Source organism: Candidatus Erwinia haradaeae (genome assembly GCF_900698995.1).
GTDB classification, from domain to species: domain Bacteria; phylum Pseudomonadota; class Gammaproteobacteria; order Enterobacterales; family Enterobacteriaceae; genus Erwinia_E; species Erwinia_E haradaeae_C.
The window spans coordinates 47,738-70,895 of sequence record NZ_LR217735.1 but is presented as its reverse complement, the minus strand read 5'-3'; the positions used below and the strand labels follow the sequence as shown (position 1 = coordinate 70,895).

Genomic DNA, 23,158 nt, shown 5'->3' with positions numbered 1-23,158 from the left:
ATTAATTTATATCATGCTTAAGAATGATACTTATTCAGCCTACATAATAAAAAACTAACATATGATATAAAAACATTACCTATAAAATATATAAACACTTGTAATCACTAAGCAATTAACCATTTAATGATCTAAATAAAATACATAAACATTTTATAGTAACTGCAATTTTTAAGTATATAATTTATTTTAAACTAAATAATAATAACTCTTATGAAATCTTTTTTCTTATCAAGATTAACATCATATATCTTATACAGGAATATTTATAAAAAAATACTTAAAAAAATGAAAATAAATTAACAATTCTAACATAATTAAAAATATTTTAAAAACTCTACTACAAGTATCTTATTATTATGCCGTCAGGTATAAAGCACATAAAAATCTAAACGAAATCCATATTATTAATAATATAACTATGTGTGTATTGATCATACAAGTGATTACAAAAAAATCTTATATGTTACTTTATTAGCATATACTATTAAGATTATTACAGGGCTTAGAGAGTCATTTAGAGATTCGGAGATAACTATAATGTAATCTAAAAGAGAAGGTGATATTTTATCAGTCAATTACACACCTTGAGGATATATCTGCCCTAAGATAATGTTAACTTTTATGCTGATTCGTGCCATTACTCTTAAATAACACCACTAATTAAATTAGTTGAATTAGTGATGTAATAATATTCCTGATTTTTGAATGAATCTATATTTTTATCCCTACAAAAGCACCAAAATTAAGAAATAATCTCAATAAAATTATTAATTATTTCGTAATTAAAAATAAAAATATAAAATACTACACTTTGCGTTTTACCTATGAATCTAATTATTATATATATTTGACATTTTCGCTTATTATATTTATATGCATTTAAGTTAAAATTTTTAGTATTTTTCAGGATGCATTAAATGTTTTATATTCAATTATATTTAAGAGATTATTGTCTGAATATTTTATGAATCAAAATCTAATAATTTGTATATGACATTGCAAATCCAGTTGCATAAATAGAAAAAAACAATGTAATATAATCCCATGATTTAATAAAACTCTCTAAAGCAGCCGAAGTGGCGAAACTGGTAAACGCAGTTGACTCAAAATCAACCGCCGAAAGGTATGCCGGTTCAATTCCGGCCTTCGGCACCACCGTATAAAATTTTTGTGATATTTAGTGATGTTAAGTGATGTTAATATAAGAGGTTTATGTGATACCTGTCCATACACGATCTTTTATTAGATTAAATTATCTAAATTAAAAAAGCATGCAATTATATTGGATCGTATTATATATAATAACATACAGTAATACTATTTATTGCCTGAGACATAACACATATGGAAAAAAGGTATAATCCAAAACATATAGAAACATTACTCTATCAAAATTGGGAGAAAAGCGGCTATTTTAAACCAAATGGTGATGTATCTCAGGAAAGTTTTTGTATTATGATGCCACCACCAAATATCACTGGTAGCTTACATCTTGGTCATGCTTTCCAACAAACTATTATGGATGTGATGATCCGATATCATCGCATGAAAGGAAAAAATACCCTATGGCAAACAGGAACTGATCATGCTGGTATTGCTACTCAATTGTTAATTACAAGAAAGATTAGTGAAGAAGAAAATAAAACCAGTCAAGACTATGACTCTGATGCCTTAATTAAAAAAACCTGGCAATGGAAAAATAATTTTAATAGTATAATTTCTCATCAAACACGTCGGTTAGGAAGCTCTGTTGACTGGACACGTGAACGTTTTACGATGGATCATGGTTTTTCAGATGCGGTAAAAAAAATATTTATTATTCTATATAAAGAAAAACTTATTTATCGTAAAAAAAGCTTAGTTAATTGGGACCCCAAACTATGTACTGCCATCTCTGATTTAGAAGTAGAAAACCTCGAACAACAAGGATTTATGTGGTATATTCGTTATCATCTTGCGAATGGTGTTAAAACTTCTGAAGGCAAAACGTACATAGTGGTTGCCACTACACGTCCAGAAACTGTATTAGGTGATACAGGAGTAGCTGTCAACCCTGCAGATATACGCTATCAATCTCTCATTGGTAAATTTTTAGTGTTACCATTAACTAATCGTTTAATCCCTATAATTGGTGACAAATATGTAGAAATATCAAAAGGCACTGGCTGTATGAAAATTACTCCCGCTCATGATTTTAATGATTATGATTTAGGTTTCCGTCATCAATTGCCAATGATTAATATCTTTACTTGCACAGCACATATTCGCGACCGCGCCCAAATTTATGATACTTATGGCCAAGAATTGAATAACTGTGATGCAATAATACCTTTAGTTTTTCGTGGATTGGATCGTTTTGAAGCGCGTAAAGTGATTATTAAAGAGATTAAAAAAATAGATTTATTAGAAGATATCCAGACACATAGTTTTATGGTTCCATACGGTGAACGTAGTGGCGTTATCATAGAAGCTATGCTCAATACGCAATGGTATATCCGCATGACACCGTTAGCTGAAGTGGCTATACAGGCAGTTAAATCAGGAGAAATTCAATTTGTACCAAAACAATACGCTAATATGTTTTTCTCTTGGATGAAAAATATTGAAGATTGGTGTATTTCACGCCAACTATGGTGGGGTCATCGAATTCCAGCCTGGTATGATCCATCTGGAAATGTTTATGTTGCGTATAACGAACAAGAAGCTCGTATAGAGAACAGCCTAGACGTTGATCTACCTCTCACCCAAGAGATAGATGTGCTAGATACATGGTTCTCTTCTGCTCTTTGGACATTTGTAAGTTTAGGATGGCCAAAGAATACTCCAGAGTTAAAAACTTTTCATCCAACTCATGTGCTAGTTAGTGGTTTTGATATTATATTTTTTTGGATTGCTCGTATGATTATGCTTACTATGCACTTTATACAAGACGATAACGGTAAAATCCAGGTACCCTTTAAAACTGTTTACATAACTGGTTTAATTCGAGATGATGAAGGTCAGAAAATGTCAAAATCCAAAGGAAATATCATCGATCCATTAGACATGATCGATGGAATTTCACTGGAAGAATTAATTAAAAAACGCACTAAAAATATGATAAAACCTCAATTAGCAGAAATAATCCGTCAACGTACTAAAAAACAATTTCCATGCGGTATAGAAGCGCATGGAACGGATGCATTAAGATTTACTTTAGCATCTTTAGCATCAACTGGACGTGATATTCACTGGGACATGAAGCGTCTAAAAGGTTACCGTCACTTCTGCAATAAACTTTGGAATGGCAGCCGATTTGTCCTAATGAATACTGAACAATATGACTGTGGTTTTTTAGGTGGTGAGTTAGAACTCTCTGTATCTGATCGTTGGATCATTTCAAAATTTAACTATACAGCACAAGCTTGGCACGAAGCCTTAAATCATTACCGTTTTGATCTTGCTGCTCATATTCTATACGAGTTTACATGGAATCAATTTTGTGATTGGTATCTAGAATTAACAAAACCAATCTTGCATAACGGAACTCAATCTCAATTGAAAGGGACGCGAAACACATTAGTAAATGTGTTAGCGGACTTGCTTTGCCTGGCTCATCCACTGATTCCATTTATCACTGAAGCGATCTGGCAACGAGTAAAAGTGATAAAACATATTTCAGATGAGACGATTATGTTCCAACCTGTACCAATCTTTTCTGAAAGTCGCATTGATAATGAATCGATAAAAGATATCGAGTGGATTAAACAAGTCATTATTGCCATACGCAATATGCGTAATAAAAACCATATTCCCTCAACACACCTTCTGGATTTACTTCTGAATACAAATAGTGATCACATAATTAACAGAATAAAGAATAACTATCATCTAATAAAAGCTCTTGCTAATCTAAAAACAATCCAAATTGTACCTAAAGATAGCAATCATCCATTAGCCTATAATCAGTCAATAGATGATGCAGACTTACTATTACCATTAGAAAATTTAGTAGATAAGAATATTGAACTAAATAATATACAGTCTGATATGACAAAATTAGAAACGATAATCAAACAGATTCGTAGCAAGCTAGATAACAAAAACTTTATCAAACTGGCACCAGAGGCTGTTGTGATCAAAGAAAAAAAACGCCTTAAAGACTGTGAGTTAAAAATAGCAAAATTAATAGAGAAAAAGAGATTAATATGCGCGATGTAACATCCAAAATATTGTTTAAACTATTCTCATTGACTCAAACCTACCTATAGGTCAGTAAGGTGATCATGTTAGAATCTGATGTTTTTAGAGGTAAGAAAAATAAAAATGTAAAACATCTACGTGATCATTATTTCTTTTAGGGTATAGACCTTATAAGTATTCTATCAATCTCTTTCAGTTCTATATTTTCAAAAATAAATACTTTTAAAAAACATATTAAAAAATTATCTATATATTATATATACTTGGTATACTTAAGGTAACGATAAAATAAAATATCCAACAAGTCCGACTTTCTAACTCATAATATGAGAAAAAAAATTGATATTAAAATTCTAGATAATAGAATTGGCACTTCTTTTCCAATACCAAGCTATGCTACTCCCGGTTCTGCTGGCGTAGACTTGCGGGCCTGTATAGAAAGTACGCTGATATTACATCCTGGAGAGGCGCACTTAATAAAAACAGGTATAGCTTTGCATATTTCTGACCCACAGATTACAGCAATCATACTACCACGTTCTGGCCTCGGTCATGCCAATGGGGTTGTGCTTGGAAATCTTGTAGGTTTACTTGATTCTGATTATCATGGACAAATTATGATCTCACTCTGGAATCGCAAGAAGTGTCCATTTACGATCACAGCCGGCGACCGTATTGCACAAATAATTTTTCTGCCTGTTATGCAAGTGGAATTTAATCTAGTTCATAGCTTTACTGATACCAAACGAGGTTCAGGTGGCTTTGGACACACAGGACGTTCATAACTTTTACGTCAATCAAAATAGTTTATCACATAATTATAGTCGTTTTTATAAATTTTATTAATATATGCTGTTTATAAGAATTCCTTTTAGAAATAAAAGTAATCTAAATAAAATTTTTTATAGAAATACTTACCTAAATATTAATAATAGCAATTTAATAAAATTATCATTTATCATCACATGATTCATATCATGATATGAATATATAAATCTTTATTTTAAATATCCATAACATAATATTTCGATAATTTTTCAAAAAATAATCACCAAATAATATGCTTAAGTATAAAATATTTTATTAGACACTACATTGCTCATAATTTCTATTCTCTTTTTGAATATATTAAAATAATTACATGATATATCAAATATATAAATACACTTACATAATAGAATTAACAGAAGTTCAATAATTAACTTATAGTTATCTATATGATCACTACAGGTTAGATAGGACTACGTCTCTTAATACACGTGATATTATTTATTTGTACAGTTAATGTACTAAAAATATATAACAGCACTGGATTAGCAATTATCATCTGCGATATATGTAATTTTATTACAAGACCACTAATGGTCACTCATTTTACTTTTTCCTAAAAATCAAAAAAATCTATACCTTATATTTAAAACATAACTATTTCATTAATAAAAATATTAATTTTTAAAAAATAATAATACAATATCATAGCAACTATGATAAATGAATGAAAATTAGATGGGATATCTCTTAGAGTAAGACATCTTATTATCGAAAGGTAATAATTAATCCTGCACTCTTACTCCAATCTTAACAATTCCGTGATCTGATTTTTCCGCAACCGTCCATAATATATTTTTCCATTCAATTTGATCCCCAACTACAGGCGCCGCTCCTATAATATCTGCAACCATCTCGCCAAGTGTTTGTTGATTATTGATCTCATCATCAAGTTCAATTCCATAAATATGAGCAACATTCTGTAAAGAAACGCTCGCCTGTAAAATAAAGTCACCAAAAAATCTCTGATCCGAAACAGGTGGAGACTGACTAAATAACTTTCCTAAAGCAGACAAGTCTCGGTCACGACCGATAACGCACAAAACATCATTTTCTTTAAGTCGGGTGCTACCAGATGGGTGTAACAATTGATTTTTGCGAAATAAAGCAGCAATTCGTGTTTGAGAAGGCATACGTAAATCACGTAACGCAGCACCAATACACCACTTATCTTTCTTCAGTTGATAAATAAATTGCTCCCATGGATTCTCAGGATGAATATCGAGACCAATACGAGAAATTGGAGATGCTAGCGGCGGTATAACTACACGAGCCTTACGTGCCGCCCAACTTAGTGAGGTACCTTGAATCGTCAGTGATACTAAAACTACAAAAAATGCAATATTAAAAAAAAGAGATGCCTGAGGCAATCCCGCCATCATTGGAAAAACCGCAAGTATAATAGGTAGTGCTCCACGAAGACCAACCCAACTTATAAACATGCGCTCTCGAATATTAAATCCGCGAAATGGCAATAAACCAATCAAAATTGACAATGGACGAGAAACAAGAATAAGACAGATAGATAATAATGTAGCCGGAAGTGCGATAGACCAAAGATCTACAGGATTAACTAATAATCCTAATACTAAAAACATGCCAATTTGACTTAACCAAGCCAGACCATCAAAAATTTGCAAAATACCATGACGATTTCGGATTGGACGGTTCCCAAGCATAAAACCACATAAGTAGACTGCGAGGATACCACTTCCTTCTAGCATCGACGTTACAGAAAACACTAAAATTCCCCCACTTACTGCCAATAATGGGTATAAACCGCTAGCTAATGAAACACGATTAATAATTTGTAATAACGCCCACCCTCCCCCAAGACCTAGAAGAATTCCCAACCCAAATTGCTGTATTATTTGAAAAATAAATATCCAATTAATCCCCATTTGTTCATTTTGGATCATTTTAATTAAAGTAACAGTTAAAAAAACAGCCATTGGATCGTTACTTCCAGATTCAATTTCTAAAGTAGCGCTAACACGTTCATTTAGTCCTTTTCCACCTAAAAGTGAAAACACTGCTGCAGCATCAGTAGATCCAATAATTGAGCCGATAAGAAAACCATTAGGTAAACTAAGACCAAATAACCATGAAGCAGATAAACCAGTTAACCCAGCTGTAATTAAAACTCCAACTGTAGCTAATGATAATGCCGGACCTAAAGCCACCCTAAAAGAACTTGCCTGAGTACGCATACCACCATCAAGAAGAATTACAGCTAAGGCGAGATTACTAATCAAATAAGCAGCAGGATAATTATCAAAAGCAATCCCGCCAATACCATCAACTCCAGCTAACATGCCAATAGCAAGAAAAATTACTAGAATAGGAATACCTAAGCGTGATGAAAAAGCGCTAAGCAAAATACTTGTAGCAACCAATACTGAACCGATAATAAAAAGACCGTAAATCGCACTAGATTCCAATAGACATTTCCTTTATTTAAGATCAAATATTTATATAATTATGTATATATTTGAATGATTTAGATACAAACACACTACAAGGTAGATCGTTAAAAAAAATAATCGGCCGAGAAGAAATTGAGTTTTAGAAATAAACCCTATTCATATGAATGATAAATAATGAATAATGAATAATGAATAATGAATAATAAAATTATATATTAGTATGTTGCGGCAACATAATCTCATTTATTTCTAGGATGGGGTAAAACAAATCTAAAAACATATTAAAATTATTTTTTAGAATTATCGATATTAATGCATCTTATGCTCTAATATCCTATATATCATAAAATGATTATGATCTCTTATTATGCGCTCTTGGATTTTAAAATATATAAAAATTAAAAATGCGACCTTATCAGTATAGCAAAAAAACAAATTATCTATAAAATTCACACTATATAAATCTCCGTATTTGTTACATGCATATAATAAATAAAATCATAATATTACTATTAAACTTCTAGAAATATTAAAAATATAAACAATAACTAATGTTAAGTGGCTAAAATTTAAATTATTTATCTGATATACTCAAAAAATATACAAAAAATTAGATCTTTTTATGATCAAAAATAATAAGATATGATATATAACATTCGTTACATGCAATCAAGACACCACTATATTGATCTCATGCCTATTATTCGTTATGCATTATATGCAACACAACATTCCTAACATTAAAATATTAACATCAACATCTAATAAATTATCTCTGTAGCGCAAAACTCTTAAAAATAAACAGATATTCATAATACATAGATATATAAAAAATATATAACACAATTACCATTATCACATTACTAAGGATTACCTATAAATATAGTACATACATAATCATTAATTAAGGCTATTATCTCTATCGCCTTCGATACCAGGATATATATACAATATAAATAAGAATTTTTTATATAAAAAATCAAGAGCTAAATTTAAACAAAACACTTAAAAATTATTTTAAATTAATTACGCTAATGAATAAACAGTAAAATAATAACCTGTTCTTATTAAAATACTTTTAGGCTAACCACTATATACAACATAACCTGATAAGAAACTATAATAAATTTAGCAAAATAATATGACTATTTTGACCGATGATAATTATGCTGCTACAAATCACTATATAATTCATATACTGTTAGTATTGGTAAGATACATATCTTAAATATTTAGGATAAATTATGCATACACGAAATACAAAATGTCTAATGCTTTGCAGAGCTGCTAGTTTTTTACTGGTTTTTGTCGCACTACTTGCTCTGTTTCCTTTGCGTTTACTGCCCTGTTTTTTAGCAGGATTTATTATGTATGAAGTTATCTTAGGACTCACTATTCTTGTAGGGTATCTAGTAAAAGCTCCAACAGCACGTTTGGTTAGTATTATGTTTCTTAGCGCTCTATTGATCCTCTTAATAGTTTTAGGGACTACTAAACTCACCGGATTTCTTTTGCACGATTTTCAAGATTTTTCCAGTTTTCAAACTAGTGTCAGCAATCTCCTTAGAGATGCACAAAATACTCTTTCCCCATTAATCACACATTACTTGCCATTAAATATAGATGAATTAAAGAATCAAGTAATCAACTGGTTACATAAAAATTTAGTGATGCAAACTTTTAGTCGTAATGCAGCACATACCGCTGCCACTATGCTTATTGGAGCAGTATTAGGCGCAATAATTTCTCTGCAAAATAATAACAAACAAAAATTTAACACACCTTTACAAGATGCCATCCTGGATAGATTAACAATACTTTCAGAAGCTTTTCACAATGTGATTTTTGCCCAAATTCATGTATCCCTATTTAATACACTATTAACTAGTTGCTTTCTATTCGGTATACTACCTCTTTTTCAACTACATTTTCCATTTTCTAAAACTATAATAGTAGTAACTTTTTTCACGGGGTTATTACCAATAATTGGGAATTTAATTTCTAATACAGTTATTTTTTTGATTGGGCTTTCTATATCACTTGAAGCTGGTCTTATTTCTTTAACTTATCTTATTGTCGTGCATAAGTTAGAATATTTTATTAATGCACATATTTTTAGCGGTCGAATCCATGCAAAAACCTGGGAAATTCTATTAGCTATGTTAGTGTTTGAAGCTACTTTTGGTGTTACCGGAGTAATTGCGGCTCCAATTTATTACGCCTACCTTAAAGCTGAATTACGAAAATATGAGTTAATTTAAATACAATCTATCGAACAACTAGTCTAAAATTAAGTGTTATTAGTATACCTCTATTTTAGTAATAGCTTGATCATGATGCAAATTTTTAGATAATTATATGTTACGTATACTGACTTTATAAGACTGTGAGGAATTAATTCCAAAGCATAGTTATAGTTAACTTGGCTGAATATTATATCTTAATCTTATTATGTATTATAACTACAAAACCAAAGAGAATTTATACACTTATTTTATATTTAAATATTATAGTTAAAATCAATCAAAATAATAACATTTATCAACTCATTTACCCATATTACATATCACTCTACTCACCAGAAAAATCTATCAATTTTATTAACTAAAAGAACTACTAAATATACCGACATAACTTATAATGTTCTATACTCTAAAAGAAATGATATATTCCTATAATAGAAACACAAACTTAAGCAGAACATAATTCTCATATATTTTAAGTTAAGTCACTACAACACCATCTTATAAATAAAAACTAAATTATCTATTATTAGATAACATTCTATTTTAGAAAAAATAGTATTTTATAACAAATAAGAGATAGCTTTCAATTAAAAAAACAATAAACTAATTAACTAAAACCTAATAACCTCTATATATAATATAATCAAACATACAGAAACTTTTCTATTGCACCTATTCTTTTTGCAATGACACTTCATTTAAAATCTTGTAATAATTAAAAGGTAATTTTTAACGAGTCACAAAAAATCATTTTTTTTAAAATAGATTTTATTATTGATAATAACAGAATAATAAAGAGATTTTCAGATCTGTATCGCATTAGATGCTTGTATCGTTCTTAACTAGAAAGAACCTAAAAGAATTAATAGGGTATTAGTTAATTCATATCCTTAAACACAAATCTATATCCATAGAAGAGAAGAAACAATCAACATACAATATTACAAATCTACAACTCACCTTTTACATCTAAATATAAATCTCTTAATATAACACGCAGCTTACATTAATTTTTATTTAAGATAGAAGCACTCACTCGTGGTAAAAAATTACATCTATATAAAAATAGAAATAGTTTTATGTATGAACGTATCGATATTTGTTAATTGTACATCATGATTATATATACAAAACCTGACTAGATTTAAATCAAAATAAATAATGAACAGGTAATATTTTTTAGAAAATCAAGATCTAAACATCATGCTACATCATTACTAAATTTTGCGCTTATATACAAAAAGTTTACTATTAGGTATCTAGTTTTCCGTAAAAATAAACGCAATTAATTTTTTATCACAAGATAAACATAGACAAACAAATATAGCCATCAACCTGATGCTATCTGAAGAAAAAAGAAGAATACGCGCTCTTTCAGAATATAAAACACCTATATTTTACTTTTAAAACCTATTATTTGGTCTGAACTTTTATCTCATATTGCATGTATTTATTCTTATTATGCATAAGTAGTAGCAAGTGATCTAATACATCTTTAATAAGAAACATTCCGAAGCATTTAAAATAATGCTATAAATAAAAATATAATATACTTTTTCAATCTTATAAACTAATTTTAGGATCATTATCCTTATAATGATACGAACTTAAATCATATTTAATATATATATCCCTGATCAAAATAAAGTGCTATACCTAACTTATAAAAAATTGTATACTTGATTATAGTCAAGCTATATACTGAAACTATTTTTATGCAACCTACTTTTTTATTTTATGACTATGAAACTTTTGGAACAAACCCATCATTGGACAGACCGGCGCAATTTGCGGCAATACGCACTGATATGGATTTCAATATTATAGAAGAACCTGAAATTATTTATTGCTGCTTAGCTAATGATTATTTGCCGCAACCGGAAGCGGTACTTATAACAGGTATTACACCACAAATTACCCAGTTACGTGGTATCAATGAGGCAAAATTTACTAAACGTATTCATCAAATATTTTGCGTACCAAATACCTGCATTGTAGGTTACAATAATATTTCTTTTGATGATGAAATCAGTAGAAATTTGTTTTACCGAAATTTTTACGATCCTTACGATTGGAGCTGGAAATATTCTAATAGTCGATGGGATCTATTAGATGTAGCTAGAGCTTGCTATGCCTTACGTCCAGATGGTATTCGTTGGCCAAAAAACCATCAAGGTCTTCCTACATTTTGTCTAGAAAACATCACTCAGGAAAATGAGATAATTCATCACAGTGCGCATGATGCACTATCTGATGTATATGCGACAATTTCTCTTGCAAAATTAATTAAAAAAAAACAACCGAAATTATATAATTTTTTATATGCTCATCGAAAAAAACATAATCTGCGTGCGTTAATCAATGATTCGCAAATACGAAGCTTTGTGTTTGTATCTAGTAGATTTGGAAGAGAAAAAAGTAATATCACTTGTATTGCTCCGCTAGCATGGCACCCCAATAATAAAAATGCTCTAATAACGTACGATCTTGGTAGAGATATTTCCCCGCTCATAGATCTTAATCATAACACATCATCTCAGTTTTTGAGTAATGATTGCAATCTAATCAACAATAGCTCCCACCTTCCGTTACAGCTCATTTATATAAATAAATGCCCTGTTATTGCACCCGCTAATGTCTTACGAAAATCAGATGCTCTGCGTATCGGAATAAACCTAGAATACCATGCCAATAATCTCACTCAATTACTTCAATATAAAAAAATACAAGAACAAGTCATACAACTATACAAAACAAAAACAAAACCTATTTACTTAGGAGATGTAGATACACAAATTTATAATGGTTTTTTTAATAATGCTGATCGTTCTGCAATAAATACCATATGCAACACTTCTGCAGAAAATCTATTAACTTTAAACTTCACGTTTTATGATAAACGCATTGAGCAGTTATTTTTTCGATTTCGTGCCAGAAATTTTCCAAACTTGTTAACTTCTGCAGAAAAAATAGCATGGCTTAAGCATCGGCGTACAATATTGAATCCGATATATATACAGGAATATAAAAATAAACTTAAGTTACTCTACGAAAAGCATTACGCTAATCCAACTAAACGGATGCGACTTCAAGCATTATTAGACTACACAAAAGACATCGAGCTTTCATTAAATGCTGAACCTCTTTGATGAACCTTTAATGCTTAATCTAAATTAGAATATCTTATATGATACCCTTACATGTCATCGGACACTAAATATTTCAAACTAATGTGATGACACAGAATAATATTAAGATATATTTTTATAAGATAAAGATGATTTATAATAAAGAGATCAATTTTTAAGATTTTAAAAAACTAATGTTAGCATTAACATATTCAGAATAAAATTCTGTAAAAACTGAAAAATCATTATAATATTAGCATGGATTGATATCTCATTTTTGTTATTTTTTAAAAATCAATGATGAATATACTATAGTTTTTTGTTCTGATCTCATGGTTTACTGAAATTTTCTGTAAGCCATAAAGCTTCAATATAAATATTATACGATAACAAAATAAAGGTAAAAATTATTTAGTTATCTACTACAAATTCAAGTAAATAATAAAAACATTATATATACCCATAGTATCATTCAACCAAGCAATTAGATAAAATTAGCACAATAAGTAATAAAACTGTTCTGTACTAATACAAAAATTTTCTAATCAATATCACTTAATATATAGCATACTTTACGTATCTATAAAAATATTCTGAAAAAAATTACTATCAGTTTTTTCATATTTTAATAATAAATATTTATAACAAACTTATAGTAAAACAAACCTGAGGTAAACCTAAAAAACAGAAAAACTTCTATAGATAACTCTATTTTGTTTATCAATTATTCTCCGTCTTGTAGTGAGAACGGTTAATACAGATTACATATCTAACGCGTATACTACATTACAAAAAGATAGAATCCTATTCTTCTAAAGAATTACAAATAATAGAGACTATTTATTTTTTATAGCGACATGAAAATTCAGCATATATTTAGTTATAACAGAAATAATATACTTTTGTACGATTGTAAAATTCCATTCTTTTGTAAAATTATTCTGCGTATACTCTTAATATTATCTCAAATAAAATGTATTCATATTTTCAGATATTATTAAAATCTTCGTACTAGGTACTCTAAAAAAGTATTAATGTCTTACATGATACCTTTAATATTATTAACTTTTTCAATATAACCAATCAAGATGATATCTCATTTGATCAAATATGCTTCATTATAAAAGAGATTATTAATTATAAACATTTTTATTGGAATATCTTTTAATTATAATATAAAATTTTAGAAAAAATACAGATATATGCATATCAACTAACAGTCAAAATGTATATTTTTATTTATAAACCAGTATATATAGTATGCATTAGTTTTAACTTATTATCTTAAGACCTCAAATAGTATATACTTATTACTTTTTAGTATATAATAAATTATTTTATCGCAAGGACTAGTTTATTATTTAAGTTTAAAATTATACAATAATATCTCTTTTACTTAGATCCAGAATACAATGAACACCAATAAATAATTTAATTTTCAGAAACCTTCTGTATATCATATAAAACACATAACTAAAATTTAAAAATTTAAATAATAATAGTTAGCGTTAACTATAACATATTAAAACTGTAGGCAAGAAACTAAAAAAAAATTTTACAATATCCTATTTAAATATATTGGATAATATCCTAATAGCGAACATGCTAATGGAACTTTAAAAATTAATTAAAATAGAAAATCTTACAAATATATTATTCTTTTGTGAAAGATAATGTTATTTATAATATATACTATGTTATGTACTAGTAAAGAAATGACTCAATTAAAATTAAATAACATTATTAAAGAATTTGTCTTATAAAATAATTGTAAAAAAATTATATAAAAAAATTTTTATATCACTAATTTACGAGCCTGTATAAATGGTTTGCTACTTATCAAAAACAAAACTATAATATATATTATAGTTTTGTTTTTGATAAGTATGTTTTTGGATGAAAATTTCAAATTAAGCTACATATATATAAAAGATATATATTGATTTTTATATTACACTTTCATAATAATATCAGAGAATTATAAATAACAATTAATTGATATTATATTCTATATTTGAGGTATTTTTTGAGTAAAAATTTAAGTTTAAGTGCTTTAACTGCACTTGTTCTCAGTTCAATGTTGGGGGCTGGTATTTTTAGCTTACCACAAAATATGGCAGAAATTGCCAGCCCTGCTGCGTTACTTATAGCGTGGAGTATTACTGGGTGTGGTGTAATGCTCTTGGCATTAACATTACTTTTACTAAGTAGACTAAAACCTCATTTAGACGGTGGTATTTTTATATATGCAAAGGAAGGATTTGGAAAATTTATCGGATTCTGCTCTGCCTGGGGATATTGGTTATGTGCAGTAATAGCAAATGCCTCATATTTAGTAATTGTCTGTTCTTCTATAAGTTTTTTTATTGACTCCCCGAATCATGTCATATTTGGAAACGGTAATACATGGCAGGCCATATTAGCAGCCTCTTTTCTGTTATGGCTGATTCATTTATTAGTTTTACAGGGTATTAGAACGGCAGCTAGTATCAATCTAATTGCAACATTGGCCAAACTTGTTCCTCTTGGGTTATTTATTATTTTAGCTATCAGTGCTTTTAAATATCATTGCTTTTGTTTAGATTTTACTGGTTTATTATTACAAAAATCCTTATCTCAGCAAGTAAAAGACACCATGCTGATTACTTTATGGGTCTTTATTGGAATTGAGGGAGCAGTAGTTATGTCATCCCACGCGCAAAATAAACATGACATTGGGCGTGCGACAATGTTTGCTGTTCTTATAGCGTTGGTAATCTATCTACTAGTTAGTCTACTATCTTTAGGTGTGATCCCAAGAGAAGAATTAGCAAAGATGCAAAATCCTGCTATGGCTGGAATCATGAATCATTTATTAGGGAACTGGGGAAGTATTGTCATTATCACTGGTCTTATTCTCTCGGTATGTGGCGCATACCTTAGCTGGACCATTATGGCTTCAGAAGTGCCTGTGATTGCCGCACAGCATGATTTGTGCCCAGTTCGCGCACTAACCATTCAAAATTCTCTTAAAACATCAAAACTTTCTTTATCTCTGACAAATATATGCGTACAGTTTGCTTTAATCTTAATTTGGTTAACGCATTGTAATTATAACACATTACTCACTATCGCATCAGAAATGATATTAATGCCATATTTATTAGTTAGCGCTTATCTTTTTAAAGTTTCACGTGAATTGCATAAACCATTTATAACTCTTGTATCAATTGGCTCAGGTGCCTACGGAACCTGGTTGATATATGCATCAGGTATCTTAAACTTACTGCTATCGATAATGCTCTATATACCTGGAGTTCTTATTTTTATCATGACTAAGAAACTTAAAAAGACATAGTAATTTTTGATTTTAATGAATAATCTATACAATCCAACTCGCCATAATATAATAAATATATAGATTATATTAATTAAACATCTGAGACTTATAAAAATCTTAATTATATACTCTAAAACAATTTTTTAGTATAAAATACTATATATCATATTATGTATCGAATCTTTTGCATCAACCTGATTACTACATTGCATGATACACAAAACTTAACTCAATCTATTTAATACCATTTAATTATTAACGTTTTATCGAAAAAAGAACGCAGTGCCATCATTAATATAATTATATTAATTTTCTGTCATTTTTTCTTTATTCTTAATGTTAATTATTTGATTTCTTGTAAGAAAAAACACCCCATCACCACCATTATCTAACTTGATCCAGGTAAAAGGTATATCTGGGTTACTAGTAATAAGAGCATTCATGCTATTACCAACTTCACAAATAAGAACCCCATTTATATTTAAATACCGCGCCGCATTATTTAAAATACGAAACAATAATGTTAGTCCATTATTACCACCAAAAAACCCCAACATGGGTTCATGATGATATTCTTTAGGTAAGTCTTTTATAGTGTTAACGTCTACATATGGTGGATTAGTCACAATTACATCATATTGTTTTATAGGTAACTCATCAAATAAATCAGAATAAATAGATGTTACACGTTTTTTTAGATCATACATATCAATATTTTTATCAGCTACAGCTAATGCATCTCTAGAGACATCTACTGCATCAACCTGTGCATGCGGAAATACCAAAGCACAGACAATAGCTATACAACCACTACCGGTACACATATCAAGAACATACTGAGGTTCTTTATGAAGAATTCCAGAAAATTTCTGATTAATTAATTCAGCAATAGGAGAGCGTGGAATCAGTACACGTTCATCAACGTAAAACTCATAACCACAAAACCAAGCCTTATTTGTTAAATAAGAAACAGGAATATAATCATTGACGCGACATTTTACACGATCAACAATGCTCTGTTTTTCGCTATATGTCAGTCTAGCAGAAAATACAGTATCTGAAATTTCCAAGGGTAAACACAGTGTAGGAAGAATCAGCTGAATTGCCTCATCCCATGGGTTGTCAGTACCATGACCATAATGTAAATCAGCAGCAGTAAAACAACTAACGGACCATCGCAACATATCGCCAATCGTTCGAAGGTCATTAACTGCTTCATTAAGCGTACACTTTTTCATATACTCCTCCATCAAATATAATACGAGATCGTATCCATTGACCTGATCATATGAAAAATCTTAATAATAATGAATGTCGATAACAATGTTAAAATCTAGTTAAAATTGATACTATCAAGCAAGATCAATGTTATATACACTGCGCGATACAAAAATCGAGAAATTAACCTTTAGAGGACCATAAATAACAAATTACAATCTACATAAACACACCAAATATGCAAGACACCTCATTTATCTCACTAAGCATATCTATTACCAACCAATTAAAAAAGTATGTTCTTCAAAGTTTATCCAAACATATATTATAAAACCATAGTGTATAATATTACTATTGATCAGTTTTAATTAAAGATATAATTTAATGCATTATTATTAATTCTATAATTTTATCTCATTTTTTTGTCAATCCAAAAATAGATCAACCCATAAGTATCCTAACAATAATATTTCTATAAAAGATTCAAGAAAAACAAGCTAACTTAAAATATTAACAATATATAAAATTTAATAGATATTTTTTTATATATATTTTATCATGATATATAAAATTTTACATGAAATTCTTACAACATCAATGATATGTAAAATATAATTAAATAGATTTTAATACCTGATATTTACACAAAAAATTATAAAATAACTCAAAAATACACAACTAAAATAGCGTTTATCTATCCAAAACTTGCGCATAAAAAAGTAATCTCTAAAAAATAATTATCATAAATTCATAGATTCATAGATTCAATATAGAATAAAATATTTTTACATTATATCTAAGAATACCTTACAGTTAGCTTTATATTATTCATAATAACTTTTATGTAGATTCATAAATTTCTTAAAACTAATGGCAGATATCAATAATTTATCCACATGAGTATTCATCTAATATTAATACCAGAGGTGTAAATATGATGTCTTTCTATTCTGCTGAAAATCTTTTTAGTACAATACAAACATAATGATTAACGTAGATAAATCACTTTAGAAACATATTATCTATCTAGCTACTTTTAATTGAGAGTACAGTATATCTCATGACTGATTATTTATTACTTTTTATTAGTACAATCTTGGTGAATAACTTCGTATTGGTAAAATTTCTTGGTTTATGCCCTTTTATGGGAGTCTCTAAACAACTAGAGACTGCAATTAGTATGGGTTTTGCTACAACATTTGTCATAACTCTTGCCTCAATTGTATCCTGGGTAGTAAATTTTTACATCTTACTACCAATAGATTTAATCTATTTACGTACCATGACATATATTCTGATCATTGCTGTTGTTGTGCAATTTACTGAAATGGTAATGCGTAAAACAAGCCCACACCTTTATCAACTTTTAGGTATTTTTCTTCCATTAATTACCACAAACTGCGCTGTTCTTGGTGTACCTATTTTAAGCATACACCTTCATCATACTTTTATGCAGGCTGCTTTATATGGATTTAGCGCCTCTATTGGATTTTCATTAGTAATGATTTTATTTTCTGGTATACGAGAACGTGTAGCTCTAGCGGACATACCGTCACCATTTCAAGGGGCGTCTATCACTTTGATTACTGCAGGGTTAATGGCCATGGCATTTATGGGTTTTACTGGACTAATAAAAACATGATCACTTCCCTCTGTATATCAGTGGCTATTTTAAGCACAATTAGTTTTATTTGTGGTTCCTTATTAGGATACACATCTTACCGTTTTGCAATAACAGAAGATACTATTATTCATCAAATTGATAGAATTTTACCACAAATCCAATGCGGACAATGCGGTTACCCTGGATGCTTACCTTATGCAAATGCTATTGCAAAACAAGATAAAATAATAAATAAATGTATCCCTGGTGGGGAATACGTTATGCTAAAAATAGCTAAAATAATTAATATTGATCCACAACCCTTAGATAATCTGGCTATAAATAAACCCAAACGTACAATTGCATGGATTAATGAAAATCACTGCATTGGCTGTACTAAATGCATTCATGTTTGTCCAGTTGATGCAATAATTGGAGCAAAAAAAACTATGCACACAGTTTTGAGTGAAATCTGCACGGGTTGCAATCTATGTCTTTCCATATGCCCAACACACTGCATTAATATGCGTTCAACATGTGATACCCCTAACACATCTCATTTTGATCGACCTAATGCTATTGTTGAGCGAACCGTTGTGGTACAAAACAATGTTACGAATATTTAAGAAAAAAATTAAAAAAAATCAACTCTGGGATTTTCACGGTGGAATTTATCCATTAGATATGAAAAGTCAGTCTAGTAATACTCCGATACAAAAAATACCTTTACCACCACAATTCATTGTACCTCTGCGACAACACATAGGACCTGCAGGTGAAGTTAATGTAAAAGAAGGTGATAAAGTCTTACGTGGTCAGGCACTTACGTATGGCAATGGCAGTATGTTGCCAATACATGCACCTACTTCTGGTGTAATAACAAAAATTAAACCACATGCAACAGCTCATGCATCTTTATTAGAAACATGTATATTTATTACTCCAGATGGGCAAGATCAATGTTTTCATAAAAAAAACTTTAAAAATTACCATGATATGAATCGCTCTCAAATATTAAAAATTATTCATGACTCTGGCATAGCTGGGCTAGGTGGCGCGGGATTTCCAACTGCAATCAAATTAGCATCTGGATTAAAAAAGATAAATACATTAATTATTAACGCTGTCGAGTGCGAACCATACATTACAGCCGACGATCGATTGATGCAAGACCATCCTCTAGAAATTCTAGAAGGCATTCGTATTTTAGCTTGGATTCTACAAGCACATCAAATTCTAATAGGTATTGAAGATAATAAACCCAAAGCGATTTTTGCATTAAAAAGAGCACTACAATATGATATTAATCTATCTCTCTCTATTTGTGTTATCCCTACTAAATATCCTTCTGGTAATGCTAGACATTTAATAAAAATATTAACAGGAAAAGAAGTTCCATATGATAAGCATTCTTCTGAAATTGGTATATTTATTCAAAATGTTAGTACTGCATTTGCAATAAAACGCGCTATTATTAATGGGGAGCCACTAACTGAGCGTGTTGTTACATTAACTGGTTCATCTCTCAGTCGTCCTGGAAATCTGTGGGCAAGATTAGGTACCCCAATTAATTATTTACTAAAGCATACTGGTTTTAATTCTAAAAAACAAAATATCATATTAATGGGTGGCGCCTTGATGGGCCTGCCTTTACTAATAGATGCTATACCAGTAATTAAAATTACTAATTGTATTTTAGCTCCAGATTCTGAAGAAATTAAAATAAATCAAGTAGAAAAAAACTGTATTCGTTGTGGTATATGTTCTGATGTTTGTCCAGTGTCCTTATTACCGCAACAACTGTTTTGGTTTATTCGAGGGGGTGATCACGAAAAAGCTCGTAAACACAACATCATGGACTGCATTGAATGTGGCGCATGTTCATACGTTTGCCCAAGTAATATTCCACTTGTGCAATACTATCAAAAGGAAAAAGAGATTATTCAGACCATTGATGCAGATAGTAAACGTTCTATTATTGCTAAAACTCGTTTTGAAGAAAGACAAAAGAGATTATCACAAAAGAAGCATAAAAAAACTAAAAATAATTCACTTCAACTATAAATTACCAACATAATCCTATCTTTCCGCAATTCTTAGAAATGGTGACTAAAGTTACGAAGGATACAAATATCTAGAAAAAATAATTAACATCCAAAAAATAATAAATATTATTTCTGTTCTCTATATTATCTATACTTAACTAATATAAATCTAATTTTGACTAGACTTTTTAAAAACTCAGAATAAAATAATAGAAAATTCTTTCACCTAATTTATTACACAAGATATCGAATACCGATATGTACAATCATGCACTGAAATTCATGATAATAATATAAAAAATAAAATTTTTTAATTTATATAACTTATCTATTATATAAATTAAAATATCTATATTTCACACATTAGAATCAGAAAATATCTTCTACATCTAAAATAGTGGAGTAATCTATCATATGAGTGTTTGCATTACCACTTACTATGGGTTGAACAAGAAACGCAACACCAATCGCATTATGCTACTGGTCTTAATTGCAACTATACCAGGTTTAATTGCACAATATTACTTATGCGGCTGGGGTAATCTCATACAAATCTTTATTTCTATCAGCGTAGCTCTAATCGCTGAAGCTATAATTTTATACCTACGTCACTATCCGATATTAAATACTTTACAAGATAACTCGGCGATACTTACTGCTGTATTACTAGGTGTCAGCATACCAGCGTTATCTCCTTGGTGGGTAATAACAATTAGTACATTATTTGCGATCATAATCGCTAAACAATTATATGGAGGACTCGGTAATAACCCATTTAATCCAGCCATGGCTGCCTATATAATGCTATTAATATCTTTTCCAGTACAAATGACTACATGGTGCTCTCTTTATGGAATGAAAAACATTCAACCTAGTTTATCCAGAACTCTAGAGATAATCATCCATCCAAAAACACAGACCAATTTAATCCAAACCAAAACAAAATCCATAGATATTGATTCTATAACACAAGCTACCCCGCTAGATCACTTTAAAACAAGCTTACATGAAGGATTAACAGCAAACCAAATTCTTGCTAGACCCATATATAATAGCATGTTAATACGTACTCCAAGTTGGCAATGTATTAATGCTAGTTTTCTTCTTGGAGGAATTTTCCTACTAATCACACGCACAATTCGTTGGCATATCCCCCTAGCATTTTTAACCTCTCTAACAATCTGTTCAAGCATAGGTTGGTTTTTATCTTCTGATCATTTACTACCACCTGCGGTGCATTTATTCTCTGGCTCTACCATGCTAGGTGCATTTTTTATTGCTACTGATCCAGTTACTTCGGCAACTACTAATCATGGGCGATTAATCTATGCCGCGCTTATTGGATTTTTAACATGGCTAATCCGAAGCTATGGTGGTTATCCGGATGGTTTAGCATTCGCAGTATTATTAGCAAATATGTGTGTGCCTATCATTGATTATTACACAAAACCACGTGTTTATGGACATTATTCTAAGAGGATTCTATAATGCTAACCATTATGCGGAAAAATGGGGTCATCCTTGCTATATTTGCTGCTATCACTACAGGCTTAACGGCAATTATTCATGAAGTAACAAAACCTGCAATTCAAGCCCAAAAAACTCTAACAAAACAAAATCTATTAGACCAAGTCCTCCCGTCGACACTATATAATAATAATCTTCAATCATCATGTTATATTGTCCGCAACCAAGAACTAGGAGATAACACAGAACATCGATTATATATAGCAAAAAAGAATGAAAAACCTGTAGCAGTAGCGCTAGAGACTACCGCGTCTGATGGTTACTCTGGTAATATTAAAATCATTGTAGGAGCTAACTTTAATGGTCTAATTTACGGAGCACGAGTACTCGAGCATCACGAGACACCGGGGCTAGGTGATAAAATTGAATTACGCTTTTCTAATTGGATACATAGTTTTGATAATAAAAAAATAAATAAGAATCACGTTTCTAGCTTTACAGTAAAAAAAGATGGAGGAGATTTTGATCAATTTACCGGTGCAACAATTACTCCAAGAGCGGTAGTAAATGCAATAAAACATAGTACCTTATACATTCAGACTTTACCAAAGACGATATCTCATCTTAAAAAATGTAATACAAACACTACTGAAGAATAGAATTAAAAAATTTTTTATATAAACATTATAGAAT

At 30.0% G+C, this 23,158-nt stretch carries 10 protein-coding genes, 1 tRNA gene and 2 pseudogenes; 11 read left to right on the top strand and 2 right to left on the bottom strand.

Annotated features, from left to right (window positions below; translation table 11 throughout):
• Positions 1-1,073: 1,073 nt before the first annotated feature.
• From ERCISPPA3004_RS00210 to dut, 3 genes are all read left to right on the top strand, one after another.
• A tRNA-Leu gene (locus tag ERCISPPA3004_RS00210) sits at positions 1,074-1,158 on the top strand.
• A 189-nt stretch (positions 1,159-1,347) separates the two neighbouring features.
• Positions 1,348-4,203, top strand: a complete 2,856-nt coding sequence (locus ERCISPPA3004_RS00205; RefSeq protein ID WP_157990143.1) for a valine--tRNA ligase — start codon at positions 1,348-1,350, stop codon at positions 4,201-4,203.
• Between the two features lie 308 nt (positions 4,204-4,511).
• Positions 4,512-4,970 (top strand): dUTP diphosphatase, encoded by a 459-nt coding sequence (dut, locus tag ERCISPPA3004_RS00200; RefSeq protein ID WP_157990142.1) that lies wholly within the window; start codon positions 4,512-4,514, stop codon positions 4,968-4,970.
• 768 nt (positions 4,971-5,738) lie between these two features.
• Here the strand turns inward: dut and ERCISPPA3004_RS00195 are convergent.
• Positions 5,739-7,454: a potassium/proton antiporter gene (locus ERCISPPA3004_RS00195; protein WP_157990141.1), complete on the bottom strand. Its 1,716-nt coding sequence runs from the start codon at positions 7,452-7,454 to the stop codon at positions 5,739-5,741.
• A gap of 1,229 nt (positions 7,455-8,683) precedes the next feature.
• Between ERCISPPA3004_RS00195 and ERCISPPA3004_RS00190 the strand changes: the two genes are divergently transcribed.
• The 3 genes and pseudogenes from ERCISPPA3004_RS00190 to ERCISPPA3004_RS00180 all read left to right on the top strand — a co-directional run.
• Complete coding sequence (locus ERCISPPA3004_RS00190) at positions 8,684-9,700, top strand: AI-2E family transporter (RefSeq protein WP_157990140.1); 1,017 nt, start codon at positions 8,684-8,686, stop codon at positions 9,698-9,700.
• A 1,700-nt stretch (positions 9,701-11,400) separates the two neighbouring features.
• Positions 11,401-12,834 carry an exodeoxyribonuclease I gene (gene sbcB, locus ERCISPPA3004_RS00185; RefSeq protein ID WP_157990139.1) on the top strand — a complete coding sequence of 478 codons (1,434 nt, stop codon included), beginning with the start codon at positions 11,401-11,403 and terminating at the stop codon, positions 12,832-12,834.
• 2,005 nt (positions 12,835-14,839) lie between these two features.
• A pseudogene (locus ERCISPPA3004_RS00180) lies at positions 14,840-16,135 on the top strand (basic amino acid/polyamine antiporter); the annotation flags it as partial.
• A gap of 302 nt (positions 16,136-16,437) precedes the next feature.
• On the opposite strand, the gene prmB reads toward ERCISPPA3004_RS00180, so the two are convergent.
• On the bottom strand, positions 16,438-17,370 hold the full coding sequence (gene prmB, locus ERCISPPA3004_RS00175; RefSeq protein ID WP_157990137.1) for a 50S ribosomal protein L3 N(5)-glutamine methyltransferase: 933 nt from the start codon (positions 17,368-17,370) through the stop codon (positions 16,438-16,440).
• A 1,040-nt stretch (positions 17,371-18,410) separates the two neighbouring features.
• On the opposite strand from prmB, the gene rsxA reads away from it, so the two are divergent.
• From rsxA to rsxG, 5 genes and pseudogenes are all read left to right on the top strand, one after another.
• A complete protein-coding gene (gene rsxA / locus ERCISPPA3004_RS00170) occupies positions 18,411-18,992 on the top strand; it encodes an electron transport complex subunit RsxA (protein ID WP_157990136.1) in 582 nt (193 codons plus the stop codon).
• On the top strand, positions 18,992-19,579 hold the full coding sequence (gene rsxB, locus ERCISPPA3004_RS00165; RefSeq protein ID WP_157990653.1) for an electron transport complex subunit RsxB: 588 nt from the start codon (positions 18,992-18,994) through the stop codon (positions 19,577-19,579). The genes rsxA and rsxB overlap by 1 nt, the downstream gene beginning before the upstream one ends.
• Positions 19,563-20,990: pseudogene (rsxC, locus tag ERCISPPA3004_RS00160) on the top strand (electron transport complex subunit RsxC); the annotation flags it as partial. The gene rsxB and the pseudogene rsxC, both read left to right, overlap by 17 nt.
• Positions 20,991-21,412: 422 nt before the next feature.
• On the top strand, positions 21,413-22,486 hold the full coding sequence (rsxD, locus tag ERCISPPA3004_RS00155) for an electron transport complex subunit RsxD (protein WP_157990134.1): 1,074 nt from the start codon (positions 21,413-21,415) through the stop codon (positions 22,484-22,486).
• Positions 22,486-23,124: an electron transport complex subunit RsxG gene (rsxG, locus tag ERCISPPA3004_RS00150; RefSeq protein WP_157990133.1), complete on the top strand. Its 639-nt coding sequence runs from the start codon at positions 22,486-22,488 to the stop codon at positions 23,122-23,124. The genes rsxD and rsxG overlap by 1 nt, the downstream gene beginning before the upstream one ends.
• Positions 23,125-23,158 lie beyond the last annotated feature (34 nt).